16 protein-coding genes are annotated in these 18,255 nt (G+C 59.4%); 5 read left to right on the top strand and 11 right to left on the bottom strand.

The features are described 5' to 3' along the window. The first annotated feature begins 5 nt into the window (after positions 1 to 5). On the top strand, positions 6 to 545 hold the full coding sequence (locus AXF15_RS09560; protein ID WP_151192344.1) for a hypothetical protein: 540 nt from the start codon (positions 6 to 8) through the stop codon (positions 543 to 545). Between the two features lie 107 nt (positions 546 to 652). Here the strand turns inward: AXF15_RS09560 and AXF15_RS13565 are convergent. Continuing rightward, positions 653 to 1,410 (bottom strand): IS5 family transposase gene (locus AXF15_RS13565; RefSeq protein WP_236884765.1). Its coding sequence is split into 2 segments (ribosomal slippage): positions 653 to 1,077 and positions 1,077 to 1,410, totalling 759 coding nucleotides; the frame shifts between segments, so codons are not numbered across the junction. A gap of 88 nt (positions 1,411 to 1,498) precedes the next feature. Between AXF15_RS13565 and AXF15_RS09575 the strand changes: the two genes are divergently transcribed. Beyond that, complete coding sequence (locus tag AXF15_RS09575) at positions 1,499 to 1,852, top strand: response regulator (RefSeq protein WP_066606579.1); 354 nt, start codon at positions 1,499 to 1,501, stop codon at positions 1,850 to 1,852. A 137-nt stretch (positions 1,853 to 1,989) separates the two neighbouring features. Here the strand turns inward: AXF15_RS09575 and AXF15_RS09580 are convergent, their stop codons facing one another. Further along, entirely contained in the window at positions 1,990 to 2,268 is a 279-nt protein-coding gene (locus tag AXF15_RS09580; protein WP_066606581.1) for a hypothetical protein, read from the bottom strand. Beyond that, a complete protein-coding gene (locus AXF15_RS09585) occupies positions 2,265 to 3,650 on the bottom strand; it encodes an MATE family efflux transporter (protein WP_066606583.1) in 1,386 nt (461 codons plus the stop codon). Before AXF15_RS09585 ends, AXF15_RS09580 begins: the two co-directional genes overlap by 4 nt. Before the next feature lie 153 nt (positions 3,651 to 3,803). Between AXF15_RS09585 and AXF15_RS09590 the strand changes: the two genes are divergently transcribed. Both AXF15_RS09590 and AXF15_RS14050 read left to right on the top strand, forming a co-directional pair. Further along, the gene (locus AXF15_RS09590; protein ID WP_066606590.1) at positions 3,804 to 4,976 is read left to right on the top strand and encodes a TraB/GumN family protein; all 1,173 of its coding nucleotides are present in this window, start codon (positions 3,804 to 3,806) and stop codon (positions 4,974 to 4,976) included. 39 nt (positions 4,977 to 5,015) lie between these two features. Then, positions 5,016 to 6,608, top strand: coding sequence for a transient-receptor-potential channel family protein (locus AXF15_RS14050; RefSeq protein WP_151192345.1), 1,593 nt, complete (start codon positions 5,016 to 5,018; stop codon positions 6,606 to 6,608). A gap of 38 nt (positions 6,609 to 6,646) precedes the next feature. Here AXF15_RS14050 and ybeY read toward each other — a convergent pair whose 3' ends face one another. Both ybeY and AXF15_RS09600 read right to left on the bottom strand, forming a co-directional pair. Next, a complete protein-coding gene (ybeY, locus tag AXF15_RS09595) occupies positions 6,647 to 7,078 on the bottom strand; it encodes an rRNA maturation RNase YbeY (protein ID WP_066606592.1) in 432 nt (143 codons plus the stop codon). Then, entirely contained in the window at positions 7,078 to 8,049 is a 972-nt protein-coding gene (locus AXF15_RS09600; protein ID WP_066606595.1) for a PhoH family protein, read from the bottom strand. Before AXF15_RS09600 ends, ybeY begins: the two co-directional genes overlap by 1 nt. A gap of 66 nt (positions 8,050 to 8,115) precedes the next feature. On the opposite strand from AXF15_RS09600, the gene AXF15_RS09605 reads away from it, so the two are divergent. Next, entirely contained in the window at positions 8,116 to 8,499 is a 384-nt protein-coding gene (locus AXF15_RS09605) for a hypothetical protein (protein WP_066606603.1), read from the top strand. Positions 8,500 to 8,532: 33 nt separating this feature from the next. Here the strand turns inward: AXF15_RS09605 and moaA are convergent, their stop codons facing one another. The 6 genes from moaA to AXF15_RS09635 all read right to left on the bottom strand — a co-directional run bounded on the left by moaA (position 8,533) and on the right by AXF15_RS09635 (position 18,235). Beyond that, complete coding sequence (gene moaA, locus AXF15_RS09610) at positions 8,533 to 9,522, bottom strand: GTP 3',8-cyclase MoaA (RefSeq protein WP_066606606.1); 990 nt, start codon at positions 9,520 to 9,522, stop codon at positions 8,533 to 8,535. Positions 9,523 to 9,577: 55 nt separating this feature from the next. Continuing rightward, complete coding sequence (locus AXF15_RS09615; RefSeq protein WP_151192346.1) at positions 9,578 to 11,050, bottom strand: NFACT RNA binding domain-containing protein; 1,473 nt, start codon at positions 11,048 to 11,050, stop codon at positions 9,578 to 9,580. Between the two features lie 38 nt (positions 11,051 to 11,088). Next, a complete protein-coding gene (locus AXF15_RS09620; RefSeq protein ID WP_066606616.1) occupies positions 11,089 to 14,187 on the bottom strand; it encodes an efflux RND transporter permease subunit in 3,099 nt (1,032 codons plus the stop codon). Then, positions 14,188 to 15,381: an efflux RND transporter periplasmic adaptor subunit gene (locus AXF15_RS09625; RefSeq protein WP_066606619.1), complete on the bottom strand. Its 1,194-nt coding sequence runs from the start codon at positions 15,379 to 15,381 to the stop codon at positions 14,188 to 14,190. Next, positions 15,378 to 16,757 carry an efflux transporter outer membrane subunit gene (locus AXF15_RS09630; RefSeq protein ID WP_066606623.1) on the bottom strand — a complete coding sequence of 460 codons (1,380 nt, stop codon included), beginning with the start codon at positions 16,755 to 16,757 and terminating at the stop codon, positions 15,378 to 15,380. The genes AXF15_RS09625 and AXF15_RS09630 overlap by 4 nt, the downstream gene beginning before the upstream one ends. 170 nt (positions 16,758 to 16,927) lie before the next feature. Continuing rightward, a complete protein-coding gene (locus AXF15_RS09635; RefSeq protein WP_066606626.1) occupies positions 16,928 to 18,235 on the bottom strand; it encodes a DUF2254 domain-containing protein in 1,308 nt (435 codons plus the stop codon). Positions 18,236 to 18,255 lie beyond the last annotated feature (20 nt).

Below are 18,255 nucleotides of genomic sequence, written 5' to 3' on the forward strand. Positions count from 1 at the left end.
GAGATATGAATTTGTTCGGGAGAGTCATGGTGTGGGCCGCTCTGGTCTTGCTTCCGTCCACGGTCTGGAGCCAGGATCTGAGTGCGGAGCAGGTGAAGGGGTTTGTCGGCGTCATGGAGGAGTTCAGGCCCTTTTTCGAGCGCTATGCCGAGGATGCCGACGACGACGGCGACCCTGCCAGCACCGCGAAGCTGGTGACGGACTGGGCCCATGAGTTCAAATGCAGTTCCGACATGCTGACAGTGCTTGAGAAACACGGGTTCGATCAGGATTCGTGGCCCGTTGTGGCGGCCCGGGTGAGTCAGGCCTATATGGCGGTGAAATTCGGCGAACACGGCCAGGACGCCCTTGGCCAGATGCGCCGGGCCGTGATGGAGATAGAGGGCAATCGGGACATCTCCGCCGAAGACAAGGCCCAGATGCTCGCTCAGATGAAGGAAAACATGGCGGTCATGGAAAAAACCCTGAGTGCTCCGGCGGCGGATCAGGATGCCGTCAGGGAGTTTATCCCGCAGCTGGACGCTGTGTTCGGCTGGTCCGATTAAACTCCCGCACCGTGGGGTGCGGCCGGATTCCGTCCAGAAGGAGGCGGGGGAGTAACAGCCCGTGATCGTTGCCGGAAGAGGAACAATCAGCCTAGGTTCAGGCCTCATTAAATGAGATAGAAAATGAGGGAAGCCGCGAGGCACAGAGCTGAAAAGAAGGTATGCGCGCAGCGGTCATAACGCATGGCTATTCTGCGCCAGTCCTTGATCCTGCCAAACATGATCTCGATCTTGTGCCGCTGTTTATACAGATTTTTATCGTAAGAGATGGGTCTCTTCCGGCTCCTTCCGGGCGGGATGCAGGGCGTAATGCCTCTGGCGTGCAGGGCATCACGGAACCAGTCGGCGTCATAACCACGGTCCGCCAGCAGCTCCCTGGCCTCAGGTAAAGCATCCATAAGCAGGGCGGCTCCTTTGTAGTCGCTCACCTGGCCTTCTGTGAGCTTCATGACCAGGGGCCTGCCGTGACCGTCGCAAACAGCATGGAGTTTGGAGTTCAGACCGCCCTTTGTGCGTCCGATGCAGCGGGAAAGAGCCCCTTTTTGAGCAAGCTTGCGGCGGTACGATGGGCTTTGAGGTGGGTCGCATCGATCATCAATCGTCCATCTTTTCCCGCTGTTTTTGCCAATTCGGTAAAAATATTGTTGAAGACGCCCATCCGGCTCCAGCGCAAAAAGCGGTTGTACAGCGTTTTATACGGGCCATACTCACGCGGTGCATCTTTCCACTGCAGGCCATGTTTGATGACATAAATGATGCCGCTTATGACTTTCCGGTCATCGACCCGCGGAATACCATGTGATCGTGGAAAGAAGGGCTTGATACGTTCGAGTTGTTCGGCAGAAAGGCAGAAAAGTTGGCTCATGGCGTCCTCCTTGAGCACAACTAACCAGATTTTCTGCTTTTTGGCAATTAATGAGGACTGAGCCTAATGATGACATCAGGAGGCCGACATGAAAAAGACTGTTCTGGTTATCGACGATGAAGCGCATGTACGGATGCTTTACGCCGAGGAACTGCGGTCCAGAGGATACGATTCCGTGACGGCGGACGGAAGTGAGGACGTGCTGGCACTGGTGGCGAGAAACTCCCCCGATCTTGTCATTCTGGACATCAAACTGGGGGAAAAATCGGGGCTCGACGTGTTGCAGACACTCCGCAGCAGGCACGCGGCCTTGCCCATCATTCTGTGTACGGCCTACGACAGCTTCCGTCACGATCTGAAGTCTATCGCGGCGGACGCCTATGTCGTCAAATCCTATGACAGTTCGGAGCTGATGGACACGGTCGGGAGGCTCCTGAAATAGATCCGGGCGGCATGTCCTGACTGTGGCGCGGGCGATTTCTCCGAGGGAAGCTGTCCGCGCCACACGGTCCACAGTCTGATGCGCGCGGTTTTCGCGTTTCTTTCGCCTTTCCTTTTCCCCTCCCAGAGCTGACCTCTTCAGCGGCGCAGGCAAGCCTCAAAATCCGCCGCGAATCCGGGATCGATGGCGTGCAGGTCTCGCAGCAGATCTTCGGCGTCAAATCCATTCCGCAGGGCGAATTCCGCCAGGGCCCGGCCCGATGTGCCCCAGTGTTGCTGCCGCACCCGCCCTTCGGTGTCGCGGGAGAACAGCCGGTAATGTCCGTTTTCATCCAGTTCGATGGAATACTCCATATCCCAGGGCAGGTGTGCGGCGTAGGTGGTCAGGCCGCCGAGATAGTGGCCGGGCAGGGTCATGCGGTCCTCCGGGATTTGCGCAGGGTGAACCGGTACCAGTCCCGGCAGTGGTAGAAGTAGAGCATGGTCGCGCACTGGACCAGGACCGAGACGAACATGGCCATCCACACGCCCTGGGCGCTTTGCAGCACCACGTGCCCGAGCAGATAGGCCAGCGGCACGCGGACCAGCCAGGCCGCCGAACCGAAGATCACGGCCTGGTACATGGTCGCCCCGGCCCCCACGAAGGCACCTCCCAGAATCATGGCCGCCAGCAATGGCGGTGTGGCCGCCATGTTCCAGGCCAGATAGCGGATGGCTTCGGCCTGAACTTCCGGGTCCGGGGCCACGAAAGCGATGACCGGCTCGATGACCAGCCACAGCAGGGCCGAAATGATGCTGATGGCAGCCACGCCTACGGCCATGATCCGGTAGCCCATGTGTTTGGCCATGTCTTTGCGCCCCTGGCCCAGATAGTGCCCGGCCAGAATGGATGCCGTGAAGTTGAAGGCGATGCCGGGCAGGAAAAGCAGGGCCTCGATGCGGATGCCAGCGCTCATGCCGGCCATGGCGATCACGCTGCCGTGGGGCAGGCTGGCCGTGATGGCGTACAGCACCATGTACGCGGAATGCCAGACCAGCTGCATGAGTCCGGCGGGCCAGGCCACACGGAGCAGATAGGGCAGAGCCAGGCGGACCCAGCGCCACGGCGCGAGGCTCCGGGCGGACAGCAGGCCGCAGCGGACCATCATGACAATGTTGAAGACCGTGCCCAGAAGCACCGAGGCGAACGTCGCCCAGGCAATGCCTTTGTAGCCCAGATCCGGCAGCCCCCACATGCCCAGTCCCAGTCCCAGATCGCCCGCTGTATTCACGATGGTTACCAGAACCATGGAATAAAGCGGGACGGTTACGGATTTCTGCGCCCGGAAAAAGGCGTTGCTGATGGTGAAGAGGTAATAGGCGGGCATGAGGTAGAGGCTTATCTGTAACAGATACGCGGCCACGGGCATGACTTCGGCGGGGATTTTGAGCAGCCGCAGAAAAACATGGTCGAAGCTCAGGCCCACAGCGAAGATGATGAAGCTGGTGATGACTCCAAGCCCCATGCTGAGGCCTACGAAACGCTTGATCCGCCCCGGCAGCCCGGCCCCGGAGCTCTGGCTGATGGCCGCCACGCTGCCGTTGGCCAGGGCCACGGCCACGACCATGAAGAAAAACATGGCCTGACTCATGACGCCCATGCAGGCCTGGGTTTCGCGGTCGATACGTCCGGCGACCCAGACATCGGCGAATCCGATCAGGAAATGGCACATCATCATCGCCACCTGAGGCCAGGTCAGGTCCCAGATGGCGGCATAGGGCGCGGCGGCCATGCGCCGGTCGAAATCGGTCTCGGGCATATGATCTCCGGAAACATGAAGCTTGGGCCCAGATGCGCCAGCCATCCTGCTTTGACAAGGGAAAAGTGCGGATTTCACGCAGGGTTGCTTTCCCCTGGGGGCGGCGATAACGGGGCTACGGCATATGAATCCGTTCTTTTGACGAGGTATTTTGTGACGTACGAGAATTTGCCGGAAAGTGTGACAGTGGTGGAGGAGGACGGCAGGCGGTTCTTTCTGGTGGGAACGGCCCATGTCTCTCTGGAAAGCGTCGAGGACGTGCGGAAAACCGTGGAGATCGTGCAGCCGGACACCATCTGTATTGAACTCTGCCAGTCCAGGCATCAGGCCATGACCCGCCGGGACGACTGGCGCGGCATGGACATCTACAAGGTCATCAAGGAAGGCAAGGCTGTTTTTCTGATGATTCAGCTGGTTTTACAGGCATTTTACCGCAAGATCGGCGACAAGCTCGGCGTGCAGCCCGGAGCCGAGATGATGGAAGGCGCTCGTCTGGCCCAGGAGACCGGAGCCACGCTGGTTCTGGCCGACCGGGATGTGCAGGTGACCCTGAAGCGCGTGTGGGCGGCCCTGTCGTTCTGGAAGAAATTCCGGCTGCTGTCCCAGCTTCTGGCCGGGATCTTCGTGGACGAGGACGTGGATAAGGACATGATCGAGGACATGAAGAAAAAGGACCAGCTGGCCTCCATCATGGGCGCGTTCGCGGAGCAGTTCCCGCAGATCAAGGAGCGGCTCATTGACGAGCGGGACATCTATCTGGCCCAGAAAGTCCGCCGGGCTCCGGGCCGGGATATAGTGGCCGTGGTGGGAGCCGGGCACGTTCCGGGAATGCGGCGGTATTTGGGGCAGGATATCGACCTCGCGCCGCTGGAGGAATTGCCGCCGCCATCCAGATGGGGCGCGTTCTGGAAATGGGGGCTGCCTGGTTTTTTCGTCGCGCTTCTGGCCGCCGGTTTTTTTCGGGGCGGCGCTGATGCTTCCGCGAGCGCCGTGTCCATCTGGGTGGTGGTGACGGGCATCGGCGCGGCTCTGGGTTCTCTGGCCGCTCTGGGGCATCCGCTGACCATTCTGGCCAGCTTTGTGGCCGCGCCGTTCACCACGCTGCATCCGCTCATTGCCGCGGGCTGGGTGGCGGGGCTGGTGCAGGCCTGGGTCAAGAAGCCCACGGTTTCAGATTTGGAGGAGCTGCCCACGAGCGTCATGAGCGTGAAGGGATTCTGGCTCAATCCTGTCAGCCGGATACTGCTGGTGGTGATCTTCGCCAATCTGGGCGCGACACTGGGAGTCTTCGTGTCGGGGAGCATGATTGCCGCTAAGGTGTTCTGAACTCAATTCCCGAAAATCTTATGCTGCTGGAGAATCACGATGAGTAAAGAGATACCCGAAGACTCTGCCTCTCCAAATATACTTGAGACAGATGAATATCGTGTGTCTGTACGTTTGGCGGAAATATCGCTTTCTCTGATGATTCTGTCACTTTGCATGAATACATTTGTGTCAAGGGGAGGAGAAATTTTCTATGGGTTTCATGTAGCAGCGTTTAGTACTATTTGCGGAATATTGAGTCCAATTTTAATGTTTTTGGATGCTTCCTATTCGTTAAATTCAATTTCAGACTATATTAAGTTTATTGTATTGCATTTTGGTCAACTAGTATATATATTCTATATAAGAGTTTTTTACAAAATATCAATTGGGAAAATGCCATATAAAAGTATCTATTTTCTTGTATTGTCTTTTATTTTTCTAATATGTTATTCTTTTTTATATTTATATGATTATTATGATGTGATTCTTTCTATAGGATGGGGTGTGATTTTATGGATAGTGTCTATATTTATGATTGCTATTTCATATCTTATTCTTAATAAAACTATTTCAAAAAATATATTACGCAGTTTGTTTGTATTATTTTTTACTATTTTTATTGTTCCAGTTATTATATTATGTACACATCAATATACGAATGCAAATTCACAGGAGAGGAGATGGTATCTTCCATTTGGAACAGCATTTACCATTGAACCTTTGTCCGGGGTAAGATATATGGAGGTGCCTGAGAATTGTTCACTTCCTGCTGATGCTATAGTGGAACTTGATAGAGATTTTGATATTCTGAGGTCAAAAAATATAAAATATGTGACAGATATAGGATACTATCCTGTAATTATTCCTGATCAATATAAAGAATTTGGATATTTTTGGAAAAACTATAATTATTATATAGGAAATAAAAATAGTCGTGTAAGTAGATCAATAAATGATTTGGGTTATTCATGTTCATATTCCTGGATAGAAACAGGAATGATATCTGTATTGAAAATATATGATAGAGATGCTGATTATATATATAAAATAAATAATAATGATACAATGGTATCTATTGTATTAATGAATAATAAAAATAAAGAATTAATATATGAACAGAATCTTGTTTTGAATAACCATGATAGGAGTGGTCGGTGTGGAGAGTATATTCCATATTATGATGAAAATGTATATATATTATTTAGAAATTTAATAATAAGTGAAAGAGACGGTATAACAGATAGCTCTGGGCATCACTTACTTAAGCCAAATAAGATCGATTCACAGATAAATGATTTATACTTTCTAGATGGAAAAACTGTCCGATTTGATTCAAATGATGATATTCAAAATTCTCTTTTTTTGTGTTCAGATAAATATATTGTCAAAATCAATATCAAGAATATACATATAGGTGATGTTGATAAGAATGAAGAAGGTATATATGCCGTACTCTTTGATCGCGAGACATTTATCCCTTATAGAGAAAAGTTTCGATCGTATAAGGAAAATAATGATTTATTAAAATGTATTAGTCTAGGTGATGTGAAAGGATTTTCTTTACAATCTTCTCCAGAAAAGAGTAATCATATAGAATTATATATGGAGTTGCAGACAAATTGCGGTAAAATAAATTTACAAAAATTCTAATTCTCTACCTGCTTCCAAGGCTATGGTAAAATAGAAACTCAGGCATTTGTATTTCTTGTCAAATCGCCACCGCCCAGAGTGGAAACGGCCTGTTCGGTCAGGGCATCCATTTCCGGGCCGTGATCGTATCCCGCAAGATGCAGCAGACCGTGGGCCAGGAGCCGCATCGTATACTCGTATGGGTCCTGATTGTAGAGGAAGGTTTCACGGGCCAGGGTTTCGGCGGACAGGACAAGGTCTCCCAGAAGCCCCGGCTCATGGGTGGGAAAGCTGAGGATGTTGGTCGGCCCCAGGCAGTGCATGAAGCGGCTGTTCAGCCCGGCCATCTCCCGGTCATCCACGATGCGCAGGGACACTTCTTCCGCCGCGAGACCGAACAGGGCGGTCAGGCCGTCGAAAATTTCCGCAAGCTCCGGGCCGGACAGCGGAAAACGCGGGTCGTGCGGAGCCAGGCGTTCCAGACAGAGCATCAGTTTTCTCCGGTCCGGCTCTGCCGATGGCGGTCGTAAGCGGCCACGATGCGGCCCACCAGCGGATGCCGGATCACATCCGCTTCGGAAAAGCGGACCAGAGACACGCCTTCCACGCCCTCAAGCACTTCCAGAGCCTGAACCAGTCCGGAACCCACATGGGCGGGCAGATCAATCTGGGTCACGTCGCCCGTGACCACGGCTTTCGAGCCGTATCCCAGGCGGGTCAGGAACATTTTCATCTGCTCCGGCGAGGTGTTCTGAGCCTCGTCCAGAATGACGAAGGCGTTGTTCAGGGTGCGTCCGCGCATGAACGCCAGGGGCGCTATTTCAATGGTTCCGGCGGCGAGCATCTCCTGTACCCGGCCCGGCTCGAACATGTCGTGCAGGGCGTCGTACAGGGGCCGCAGATAGGGGTTGACCTTTTCCACCATGTCGCCGGGCAGGAAACCCAGTTTTTCTCCGGCCTCCACGGCCGGGCGGGTCAGGATCAGGCGCTTGACCCGTTTTTGCAGAAAAAAGGAAACTCCCACGGCCACGGCCAGATAGGTCTTGCCCGTACCGGCCGGCCCCACGCCCAGAGTCAGGTCCGACTCGCGCAGGGCATGCAGGTATTCGCGCTGGACCACGGTCTTGGGAGCGACGCTCTTGCGCGGCGAAACGGCGAACTGCGCTTCCTTGTAATAGACGGCCAGGGGCGTGGCCGGGTCCCGGAGCATGATGCCAAGGCCCTGCTCGATGTCGCGCCCGAAAAAACGGTGCCCGGCGCGGACCAGGCCATAAATCTGGGTGAAAAAGCCGCGCGCGAGGCTCACCATGACTGGGTCCTCCCCGGAGATGGACAGCTCGCAGCCACGGCTGCTTACAGACACGCCCGTCATGCGGGAGACGATGTCCAGATGAAGGTTTTCCGGGCCGAAGACCTCGCGGGCAAAGTCCGCGTTCTCAAAAACGATTTCCTGTTGTTCCATATGTCCTGTCTTTGTCTTTCCGCGCCGCGGATTGCCAATTCATCCCGGCTGCCGTAGAAAACTTCCATGCATGACCCCTCTACCGACCCCGGAAAAGAAAAACATCTGCCCGCCATCCGGCCGGAAACGCGGCTCGCCTTTCAGGAAGCCAGAACCATGATGGGCCGGGCCGTGTTTGCGGCGGCCAAAACCAACCTGGCCTTTCTGGCCTGCTCCGGCCTACTGGCCTGTCGCTCCGGTCAGCGCTTCTGGGAGCGCAAGGGGCGCTCCTGGTGGGCCAGAACCCGCGCCTTCGCCAAAATCGCCTGGCTGGCGCTGAAGGAAGACGCCTTCGGGTCGGACGTCCACATCGAAACCCTGGATCTGGACCGCGCCCTGGATGAAGGCGGTTCCGTCCTGTCCCTGCCGTCCCGGCCCGAGGATGTCGCCAGCCATATCCGGAAGCCCTGAGCGTCCGGGTCCAGACAGCGGAGCCTTTCCACGTCAGCCGCCGATAGCCGTCATGACCCTGCCGCAGACCGCGTTTTTTCCGCGCGCCCGGAGCAGTTCGTAACCCAGGGGCTTGTCCCGCCCTGCCTTGCGAAACAGGGCCAGCAGATCGTCTTCCGTATGGCCGGGGTCGCGCAGCACGGCCCGCAAGTCCGTTTCCGCGTCGGAAAAAAGACAGGCCCGCAGCTTTCCGTCGGAGGTGACCCGGAACCGGTTGCATGTGGCGCAGAAATGGTTGCTCACGGCGGAGATGACGCCGATTCTCCCACCGCTTCCGGCAATGCGGTACATTCTGGCCGGTCCGCCGTTACGGGAAGTGCGGGCTTCCGCATCCAATTCCACCAGCCGCTTCACGGCGGCGAGAATTTCCTCCGCCGGCCAGTAATTATCCCGGTTCCAGCGCGAATGGCGGCCGATGGGCATGAATTCGATGAAGCGCACATCCAGGTCGTGGGTCCGGGCGAAATCCACGAATTCCGGCAGTTCATCGTCATTGACGCCTTTCACGGCGACCACATTCAGCTTCACGCGTATTCCCCCGGCCAGACAGGCTTCGATGGCCGCCCTGACCCGGCCGTATCCGTCCACGCCGGTGATGGTCCGGAATTTTTCGCGGCTCAGCGTGTCCAGGGAGATATTGACCCGGTTCACGCCCGCCCCGGTCAGGGCTCTGACGCGATCCGCCAGCAGCGTGCCGTTGGTGGTGATCCGCAGATCGAGACCGGGACAGGTAGTGTGCAGGCGTTCCACAAAGGACAGGAACCCCTTGCGGACGAATGGCTCGCCGCCGGTCAGACGGAGCTTTTCCACTCCGGCGCTCTGCGCGGCCTGGGCCAGTTCGATCATCTCCTCGAAGGTCAGAATATCCTCATGGGGGATGAAAACCCATTCCTCGGGCCGACAGTACAGACATCGCAGATTGCAGCGGTCCGTGATGCTCAGACGCAGGTAGCTCACGTTGCGGCCATGGGGATCGGTCAGCATGGGCGCCTCCACGGGTTTTCGGCGTACGTTATGCCCCGGCTGGCGGCGTGTAAAGTCAGGTTTTGATTTCGAGCTTCTGTTCCAGTCCGGGTTCGATGACGGCGCGCACCGTGCGCAGCACTTTGCGCACGTCGGCCATTCCCATGGCCGCGCCTTTGATGGTCCGCACATCCTTGACCAAGCACAGCAGCACGTCGCCGCAGCCCGCCATTTTCAGGTGGCTGGCCAGGGCCGCCAGGGCCGCCGCCTCTCCGATGGTGCTCTCGGGCACTTCCTGCGCGGGAAAATCGCGTTTGACGATGACATGGGCTCCGGGACCGTTTTGAGCGTGCAGCCAGTAATCGAACGGGCTGGCCGCCCTGGTCAGAAGCTGGTGATTGGCCTTGGCGCTCCGGCCGCGGAACATCAGAAAGCCGTCCGAGGAGCGGTATACGGCCGCCTTGATGTCCCGAAAACGCGCGGGGACCGCCGTTTTGGCTGCCAGTGTGGTCGTTTCTGTCACGGGCACCGGCGAGTCGTCTTCCAGCGGCGCGTCCAGAAGCATTTTCCGGCGGGCCGCGACCTGGGCCAGACCGCGTTCGCCTTTGGCCGCGCGGGCGAAAAGCCGGTCCATGTTTTCGCGCACGGTCAGGGCCGGATCCAGGGCGACTGTCCGTTCTTCCCCGCCGTGCAGGATCACCAGCGTCTCGGACAGCCGGGCGTCCTTGGGCAGGGCGTGCAGCCCGGCCCGCAGCCATTGAGCCTGTTCTCTTCCGGCAAGCATGGTTTTCAGACGCCTCTCGTCTTCTTCCAGCCTGCCCAGCGCGCGGCGCAAACGTTTTCCGGCCCGGCTGGCGGCGGCGTCTTCTCCTGTCCGCGCCCGGATCATGTCCGCCAGAGTGCGTGTGCAGGCATAATCCGCCGCGTCCAGAGCACTCTCGAAAACTAGTCCGCCGCTCACGGGCCAGAGCCGGACGCACATCCGGCCGCCGTCCATTCCGGCGTAAAAGGTGCGGGAACTTCCGTCCCGGAATTCCTGAAGCAGCGTTTCTCCTTCATCGCGGGAAATGACCTGCAGACGGCGGCGCAGGGGCGGGGTGACATGCGGATAGGTTTTCCAGATTTCCGGATTGTCCAGGATTTCTTCCAGGGCGGGAATCTCTGGTTCGCGGCCGAAGTCCGGCGGCAGGCTGTCCGTCAGTTGCGGCGGCTCGGAAAGACTCAGCATCAGCCATGAACCCTCACCCGGCGACAGGGCCAGAGCCATGCGCCGTCCGGGCCAGTCTGAAACGGCGTCGAGCACACGCCGTCCGCGCAGACGCTTGCGCAGCCACATGGCCCGCGCATCCGGCTGGAGAGGGTTTTCCGGCTTCGCGGAGGAAAGGAGCAGAAAGGGATCGGGTTTGCCCGCATGCACGACCAGAAATCCCGGCTGTCCGAGGTCAAAGGTCCAGCACGCGGGGAAGGGGGCGAAGACTTTTTCCAGCCGTGCGCCCCGGATTTTTCCGGCCGCCTCCCGGGCCACGAAGCGAAAAACCGTTGCGTCCACCAATCTTTCTCCTTGGGCGTGTCCGCCGCCTGGACCCGCTACTTCAGAAGAGCCCGGAAAAAACGGCGCAGGTCTTCCAGAATCATGTACAGGGAGGGCACTATTCCCAGAGTGATGAAGGTGGCGAAGACTATGCCGAACCCCAGGGACAGGGCCATGGGGATGAGGAAGCGGGCCTGTCTCGACGTTTCCCAGATCATGGGAGCCAGCCCGCCGAAAGTGGTCACGGTGGTCAGCAAAATGGGGCGGAAGCGCTGGAGACTGGCCTGATGGATGGCCGTCAGGGCGGACTGTCCCAGACGGCGTTTGCTGTTGGCGCAGTCGATGAGCACCAGAGAGGCGTTGACCACCACCCCGGACAGGGCCACGATGCCGAACAGGGAAACCAGACTGAACGAGTATCCCATGAGCAGATGCCCGAGCACTGCCCCGACAATGCCGAAAGGAATGCTGGTCATGATGATGACCGGCTGCACGTAGCTGCGCAGAGGAACGGCCAGCAGGACAAAGATACCCAGCACGGCGATGCCCAGGCCCGTCATCAGGGCTGAAACTCCCTCTTCGCTTTCGGCCTGTTTGCCCTCGAAGCTGTAGGTCAGTCCGGGGAAGCGTTCGACCAGCCGGGGCAGGACGGACTCAGTCAGGGACTGCTGGATGGTTCCGGCTTCCGACCGCGGCGTCACGTCGGCCGTGACGGAGATGACCCGGCGGCCCTTGCGGCGTTCGATGCTGGTATAGGAGCGTCCCATTTTGACTTCGGCCACTTCGCGCAGGGGCACATAGCTTCTTTTTGGCGTGCGTAACAGGAAATTTTCGATACTGTGAACGCTGCTTCGTTCGTCCAAGGGCAGCCGCGTCATGACTCTGAGTTCATTTCTGCCGCGCTGCTGGCGCAGGGCTTCGGCCCCGTAATAGGCGGAGCGGATCTGCCGGGCCACATCGAGGGAGGTCAGGCCCAGGCTCATGCCCTGGGGCAGCAGGCTGAAGTCGAACTGCATCTTGCCCTGGGAAACGCCGTCGTCGATATCCGAGGTCTGCGCGTATTCGCCCAGGGTCTGCGCCAGCTCCTTCCCGGCCAGTTCCAGCACCTGCGTGGAGCGGTGGGAGAGTTCCACGGTCAGGGCCGCGCCGGAGCCCGATCCGCCCCGGTCAGCCTGGAATTTCAGGGTATCGACTCCCGGAATGTCGCCGACGCTCTCGCGCCACCTGCGGGTGAATTCCGTCGTGGAGATGCTCCGTTTTTCCGGAGGAGCGAGGAAGACTAGGACCGACCCCTGGTGCCCGCCCCTGTCGTCTCCCGCCTGAGAGTAGATGCCCTGCACCAGGTTGTCGTCGCCGAGCTCTTTCGCCAGTTCCCCGGCGGCCCGGACCAGCTGTTCCAGCACGGCCTCGGTGCGCTCCAGCGGCGAACCGAAAGGCAGCTCCAGAGCGGCGTAGGCATAGTCGGATTCCACGCTGGGTGATACATCGAAGCCCATCCTGCCGCTGCCGACATACCCGGCGGTGATGCCCAGTCCGGCTACCGCCGCGGCGAGGGTCAGATAGCGCAGCCGGATGGTCCAGGCCAGAAGGGGCGAAAAGATTTCATCGACCATGCGCATGAAGCCCGCGCTGAACCGGCCCTGCAGCCTCTGGAGAGGGGCGAGCCACGAGATGGTGCGGGCTTTCTGATGTCCCAGATGGGAGGGCAGCACGAACAGCACTTCCGTAAGGGATATGAGAAACACGCTGATCACGATGATGGGTATGATGCTGAAAAACCGCCCCAGAGAGCCGGGAACGAAAAACATGGGAGCGAAAGCCACCATGTTGGTCAGAACGGCGAAGGTCACGGGAGTGACCATTTCCCGCGCTCCGGCGATAGCCGCCTTGAGGGGTGGCAGACCCTGCTCCCTGTATTGGTACACGTTTTCGCCGACCACGATGGCGTCGTCCACCACGATGCCCAAAGTGACGATGAAGGCGAACATGGAGATCATGTTGATGGACACGTCCGCGGCGGGCAGGAACAGAAACGAGCCCAGAATGGACACGGGGATGCCCATGCTGACCCAGAAGGCCAGCCGTATCTCCAGAAAAAGAGTCAGCAGGCCGAAAACCAGCAGCAGGCCGATGATGCCGTTTTTGATGAGCAGGTCCATGCGCTGGCGGAACATGTCGGACAGATCGAAGGTTTTGGCCAGACGCACGCCCGGTGGCAGCATCTGGTTCAGGCGGTCTAGATGGCCGGCGACGGCCGTGGACACGGAAACGGGCGTCTGGTCACCCACGCTGTACACATCAAGCAGGACGGCCGGCTGGCCGTTGTAGCGGGCCATGATATCCGCCTCGGCGAAACCGTCGGTGACGGTACCCAGATCCTCCAGACGAACGACGGAACCCTCGGGTGTGGTGATGACGGGCAGTTTGGCGAACTCCACTCCCAATTCCCGGCGGTCCCTGACCCTAACCAGAATCTCGCCCTGGGTGGTCTTCATGCTGCCGCCGGGCAGTTCCAGCGCGGATTTGCCGATGATGTCGGCGACTTCATCCAGGGTCAGACCGTGGGCCCTGAGGCGCTCCTGGGATATCTCCACGCTGATTTCCAGATCGCGTATGCCGTCCAGATTGATCTGCGTTATCTCCGGATCCTGAAGCAGTTCGTCGCGCACCGTTTCGGCCAGGCTGCGCAGGGCGATCTCGTTCACATCGCCGTACAGAGTGAGAAAAACCGTTTGCAGCCGTCTGGAGCTCACGGTCACCTTGGGGGTTTCCGCCTCTTTCGGGAACGAGGTGATGCGGTCCACCTCGCTTTTGATGTCCTGGGCCAGGCGCTGGATATCCGTGCCGGAAAGGGCTTTCACCGTGACCAGGCCGGAATTTTCCGCCGACGAGGAGAGAACTTCCTTTACGCCGTCCAGCCCGGCCACGCGTTCCTCGATAGCCAGTACGATACCCTGTTCGACCTCCTCGGGGCTGGCGCCGGGGTAGGCTACGCTTACGGTCACGATCTCGGAGGAAGGCTCCGGCAGAAATTCCTGCTTGATGTGCGGGGCGACGATCAGGCCGCCCAGAAGACAGGCCATCATGAGCAGGTTGGCGGCCACGGGATTGTTGGCCATCCAGGCGATGGGGCCACGCTGGTTGATGCGCGTCATCTAGGGCTCCGATGGAGACTGTCCGCTCAGGGTGACGGACATGCCGGCGATGGGCGCAGGGATGTCGCTGGTGACCACCATGTCGCCGGAAGAAAGGCCGCCGCTGACAAGAACGCTTTCGCGGTCGCGCCAGGCCACTGTGACCTGCCGGATGTCCAGCAGTCCGTCGCGTACGGTCCATACGGTGTCCCCGTCATGCAGGGCGGCTCTGGGCAGCCGGATGACGCCGTCCAGGCGCGCACCCCGAATGGCCAGACGTACATACTCGCCAAGAAGAACGGGGGTGGGGCGGACATCAAGAGGGCTGGGCACGGACACCAGAATCCGGGCCATGCGGCCCTGGTTTTCCAAATCGCCCAGCAGGCGCAGCACCCGGCCCCGGGCGCGGGAACTTCCGTCCGGGGCGAGAATGTCCGCCGCGGATCCGGGCCGGTCCTTTCCGGGCAGGGCGATCCAGAGCAACTGATCCACGGGCACGGACGCTTCCACCCAGTACTGGCTGACATCCACCAGTTTTCCCAGAGTTTCCTGCGTGGAAACATGCGCCCCCAGGTTCACGTTTTTTTCCAGTACCAACGCCGTGAAAGGCGCGGTGACCGTGGTCCGGCGCAAATCCAGTTCGGCCTGGGCGAGGCCTGCTTCGGCCTGGAGAAGCCTGGCCCGGGCCTGGGCCAGCTGGGGCTTGCGCAGGGCCAGATCCGGACTGCCCGTGGCCTGCCCTTCGCGGGACAGTATTTCCCATTCGTGCCGGGCCACTTCCTGATAGCCGCGTTCCAGGGCCAGATCGGCCTTCGCCTGCTCCAGCGCCGCCTTCCGGGTCAGCGCGGCCAGCTGAAAATCCTCGGTTTCCAGCCGCAGGAGAGATTTTCCGGCGGCAACGACCCCGCCGGGCTCGAAGTCTGCGGACATTTGCCGGACGGTTCCGGGCACTTCGGCCCTGATGCTGGTCTCGCGGGCCGGGACAACCGTGCCCATGGCGTGGATGACGATGTGTGCCGGGCCGGACCGGACCGGCATGGCTTCGACCAGAGGGGAAAGCGGAACAGGAGGGCGTTGCGGCGGAGTGGGCCGGGTGGCCAGAAAATAGGCGGCGAGGGCCGCGCCCGCGCCCAGCACGAGCAGGCAGAGAAGCGCGGTCAGGAGCTTCATCCGCCGGGACAGAGGTTCGGGCTGTTCGTGATCGGCAATACTCATGGAGTGGTTCCTGTCTGCGGAAAAGAAAAATGGGTGCGCCAGCCTTTGCCCAGGGACCGGCACAGGCCGGCCTGCATGATCAGGAGCGCGGCCTGCTGCTGGACGCGGGCGCGCTCCAGCTGTTGCAGCCGCAGCCGCTGATCCAGCACCGTATTGTAGGGCAGAAGGCCGTTTTGATATCGCCAGCGGGCGTTTTGCAGGGCCCGGGCGGAAAGGTCCATCTGGATGTCCAGTGCGGCCAGATGCTCCTGCTGTTTCCGGACGGCGCTCAGGCCCGAGTCCGTTTCGGCCAGAGCGGTCAGCACAGTGTTTTCGTAGTCGGTCAGCCGTTCGCGGCGCACGGCGTCCTGACGGCGGACTTCGGCCGCACGCCGTCCTCCATCCAGAAGGGGGGCGGTCAGGGCCGCCGCGATATTGGCCGCCCAGTTGTCGAAAATCCGTTCCACTTCCGCCGCTTCGTGACTGAATCTGCCGGTCAGGCGCAGGGCGGGCAGGCGGTCGGCCTTCGCCGCGGCCAGATTCCAGCCCGCTTCTTCCAGACGCAGGCGGCTGGCGCGGATATCCGGCCGGTTCTCCAGCAGATCGGCGGGCAGGCCGGCTTCCGGGAGAGGCAGGGGAGAGGGCAGTTCACCGGCTGGCGGAACGGGCGTGCCCGGCAGCTTTCCGGCCAGCAGATTGATTCTGTTTTCCAGACGGACGGTCTCGGCCAGAAGCGGCGGAACCCCGGCCTCGATCTGGGCCATGGCTTCCCGCTGCTGAAAAATATCCAGGGCGGAGGCCAGGGAGCTGGTGAAGCGGATTTCCAGGATGGACAGGATTTCCGCGTTGGTTTTCTGCTGCTGGTGCAAAATCCCGATCTGCTTCCGAACCGAACACAGATTGATCCATGCTTCGGCCAGTTCCCCGGCCAGCGTCATGGAGGAGATGCGCGCGTCTTCGAGACCGGCTTCAAAAGCGAGCGTCCCGGCCTGGCGCAGGGCGCTGACCCTCCCCCACAAGTCCAGCTCATAGCTGGCGGCAAGCCCCAGACCGTACTGTCTGGCCGTCGCGGACCGGTCATCGGCGCGCGTCCATGACCTGGCGGCCTCGGCATTCAGTTCCGACTGAGCCCACAGCACGCTGCCGGCCTTGGCCGCCGCAGCTTCGGCCTGATCCAGCCGGGCCAGGGCGATGCGGATGGCCGGGGCCGAGGTCAGGGCCTCGTCCATGAGGCCGTTCAGGGCGGAGCTGTTGAAATCCTTCCACCACTCGTCTTCCACCACGCGCGCTCCCGAGCCGGAGGGAAACGTCTCCGGAAGCACGGGTCTTTGGACAGGGGCGGGCGCGAATGGATGACATCCCGCGAGCAGCAAGAGAAAAATCAGGTATCTGATCATGAAGCGTCTCTGGAGGGCCTGACCGTGTAACGGGCCGTTGTGGCCTGAAGATTTGGCGTGACAGACAGGCCGGATGCGAAGCTCGACGCTTATATTCGCGGCAGCCGGCGCGCAAGAAAGAATATACGGTGAGGATTGCCGGCTGGATGGGAGTGTGCGTCCTTTTGATCTCAGCGTGCGGTCAGGCTGCTGTCCTCCAGGTGCTCCGGCAGGTCATCCCCGAAATAGCGCGCGCGTTGCATCTGCAGCAGCAGCCGGTCTTCCTCGCAGGGCAGGGCGTTTCGGGCGCGGACATAAGCCAGCCGCGCCTGATGGGCGGCCGCCGTCCGCACGGCCATTTCCGGGGCGTGGGTGTTGATGGCCGACAGAATTTTCTGCAGGCGCAGAGCGATTTCAATGTTTCCCGCGCCGTCACGGGCGATGGGGTCCATGGCCTGAGTGACCAGATCGGCCTCCTTGAGGGGAATCAGACTGACGCGGTCGTAAACGGGCTCTTTTTCCCCGTCGGCCTCCTCCGTATGGTCCAGCAGTAATGCGGTCATCAGGGCCAGGACATTGAAGGCCGTTCCCGGATCGTTGACGGCCGGGGACAGGGCGCGCTGGGCCACTTCGCTCAGCACGATCATGCCGAAGCGCGGGTCCTGATCGAAGCTCCGTTCGTTCGCCTGCACCAGATGGGTGTGCAGCGGCTCGGCATCGGGCCGCTGGTCATCGGCCAGAGCGTGGTCCCAGAACAGCCGCAGCATCGGTTGACCGGGCAGCAGATAATCCCCGGGCCGGGCCAGAATGTGTACATGCGCGTGGTTGTCCTCGGCCCATTTTTGAATGGGAGGAATGTTGATGTGCGTCAGGAAACCACTTTTTAGCACCACTATTTCCTGATCCGGATTCAGGTCCGGAGGGATCTGGAGTGCGTCCATGGCGGGATGTTGACGATACTGAAGCATGGCTCTGGATGCGGTCTGGTAAATTTTATCCAGTGTGTTGGCCATGCGCCCCAGGCGGGAGAGGGTATGCACCCACCGGATCAACACAAAAACCAGATAGGCGAGTACCAGGGTGGTGCTGATGAAAAGAATGAAACGTCCGTTTGCGCCGTAGTAGCCTATATCCAGAGCGACCCTGGCAATGATGGCGTAGATGAAGGCCGAGATGAAACTGGCGATGGCCAGGCGCGTGTTGTCGTCGCCCATGACCAGCTCCGTGGCGCGGGGCGTGGCGCTGCTTGACGCGGAGGCAAAGGCCGACACCATGATGGACAGGGAAAACGTGCTCACGGCCAGCATGCTCGAAGCCAGGACATCGAGCAGACTGGCCAGTGTTTCCCGGTCAATGGGAGGGAAGATTTCTTCTTCGAGGTAATGTGTGCCCAGCGACGCGGCCAGTGCGAAAACGATGGCCAGAAGCGCGCCCAGAGTGGGTGTGACCCACAGATTGTTGCTTGGTTTCCTGAGCCACAGCAGCCAGCGGTAGAGCATGGTTCATCCTTTTCCTGCAG

Source organism: Desulfomicrobium orale DSM 12838, from assembly GCF_001553625.1.
Lineage (GTDB): Bacteria > Desulfobacterota > Desulfovibrionia > Desulfovibrionales > Desulfomicrobiaceae > Desulfomicrobium > Desulfomicrobium orale.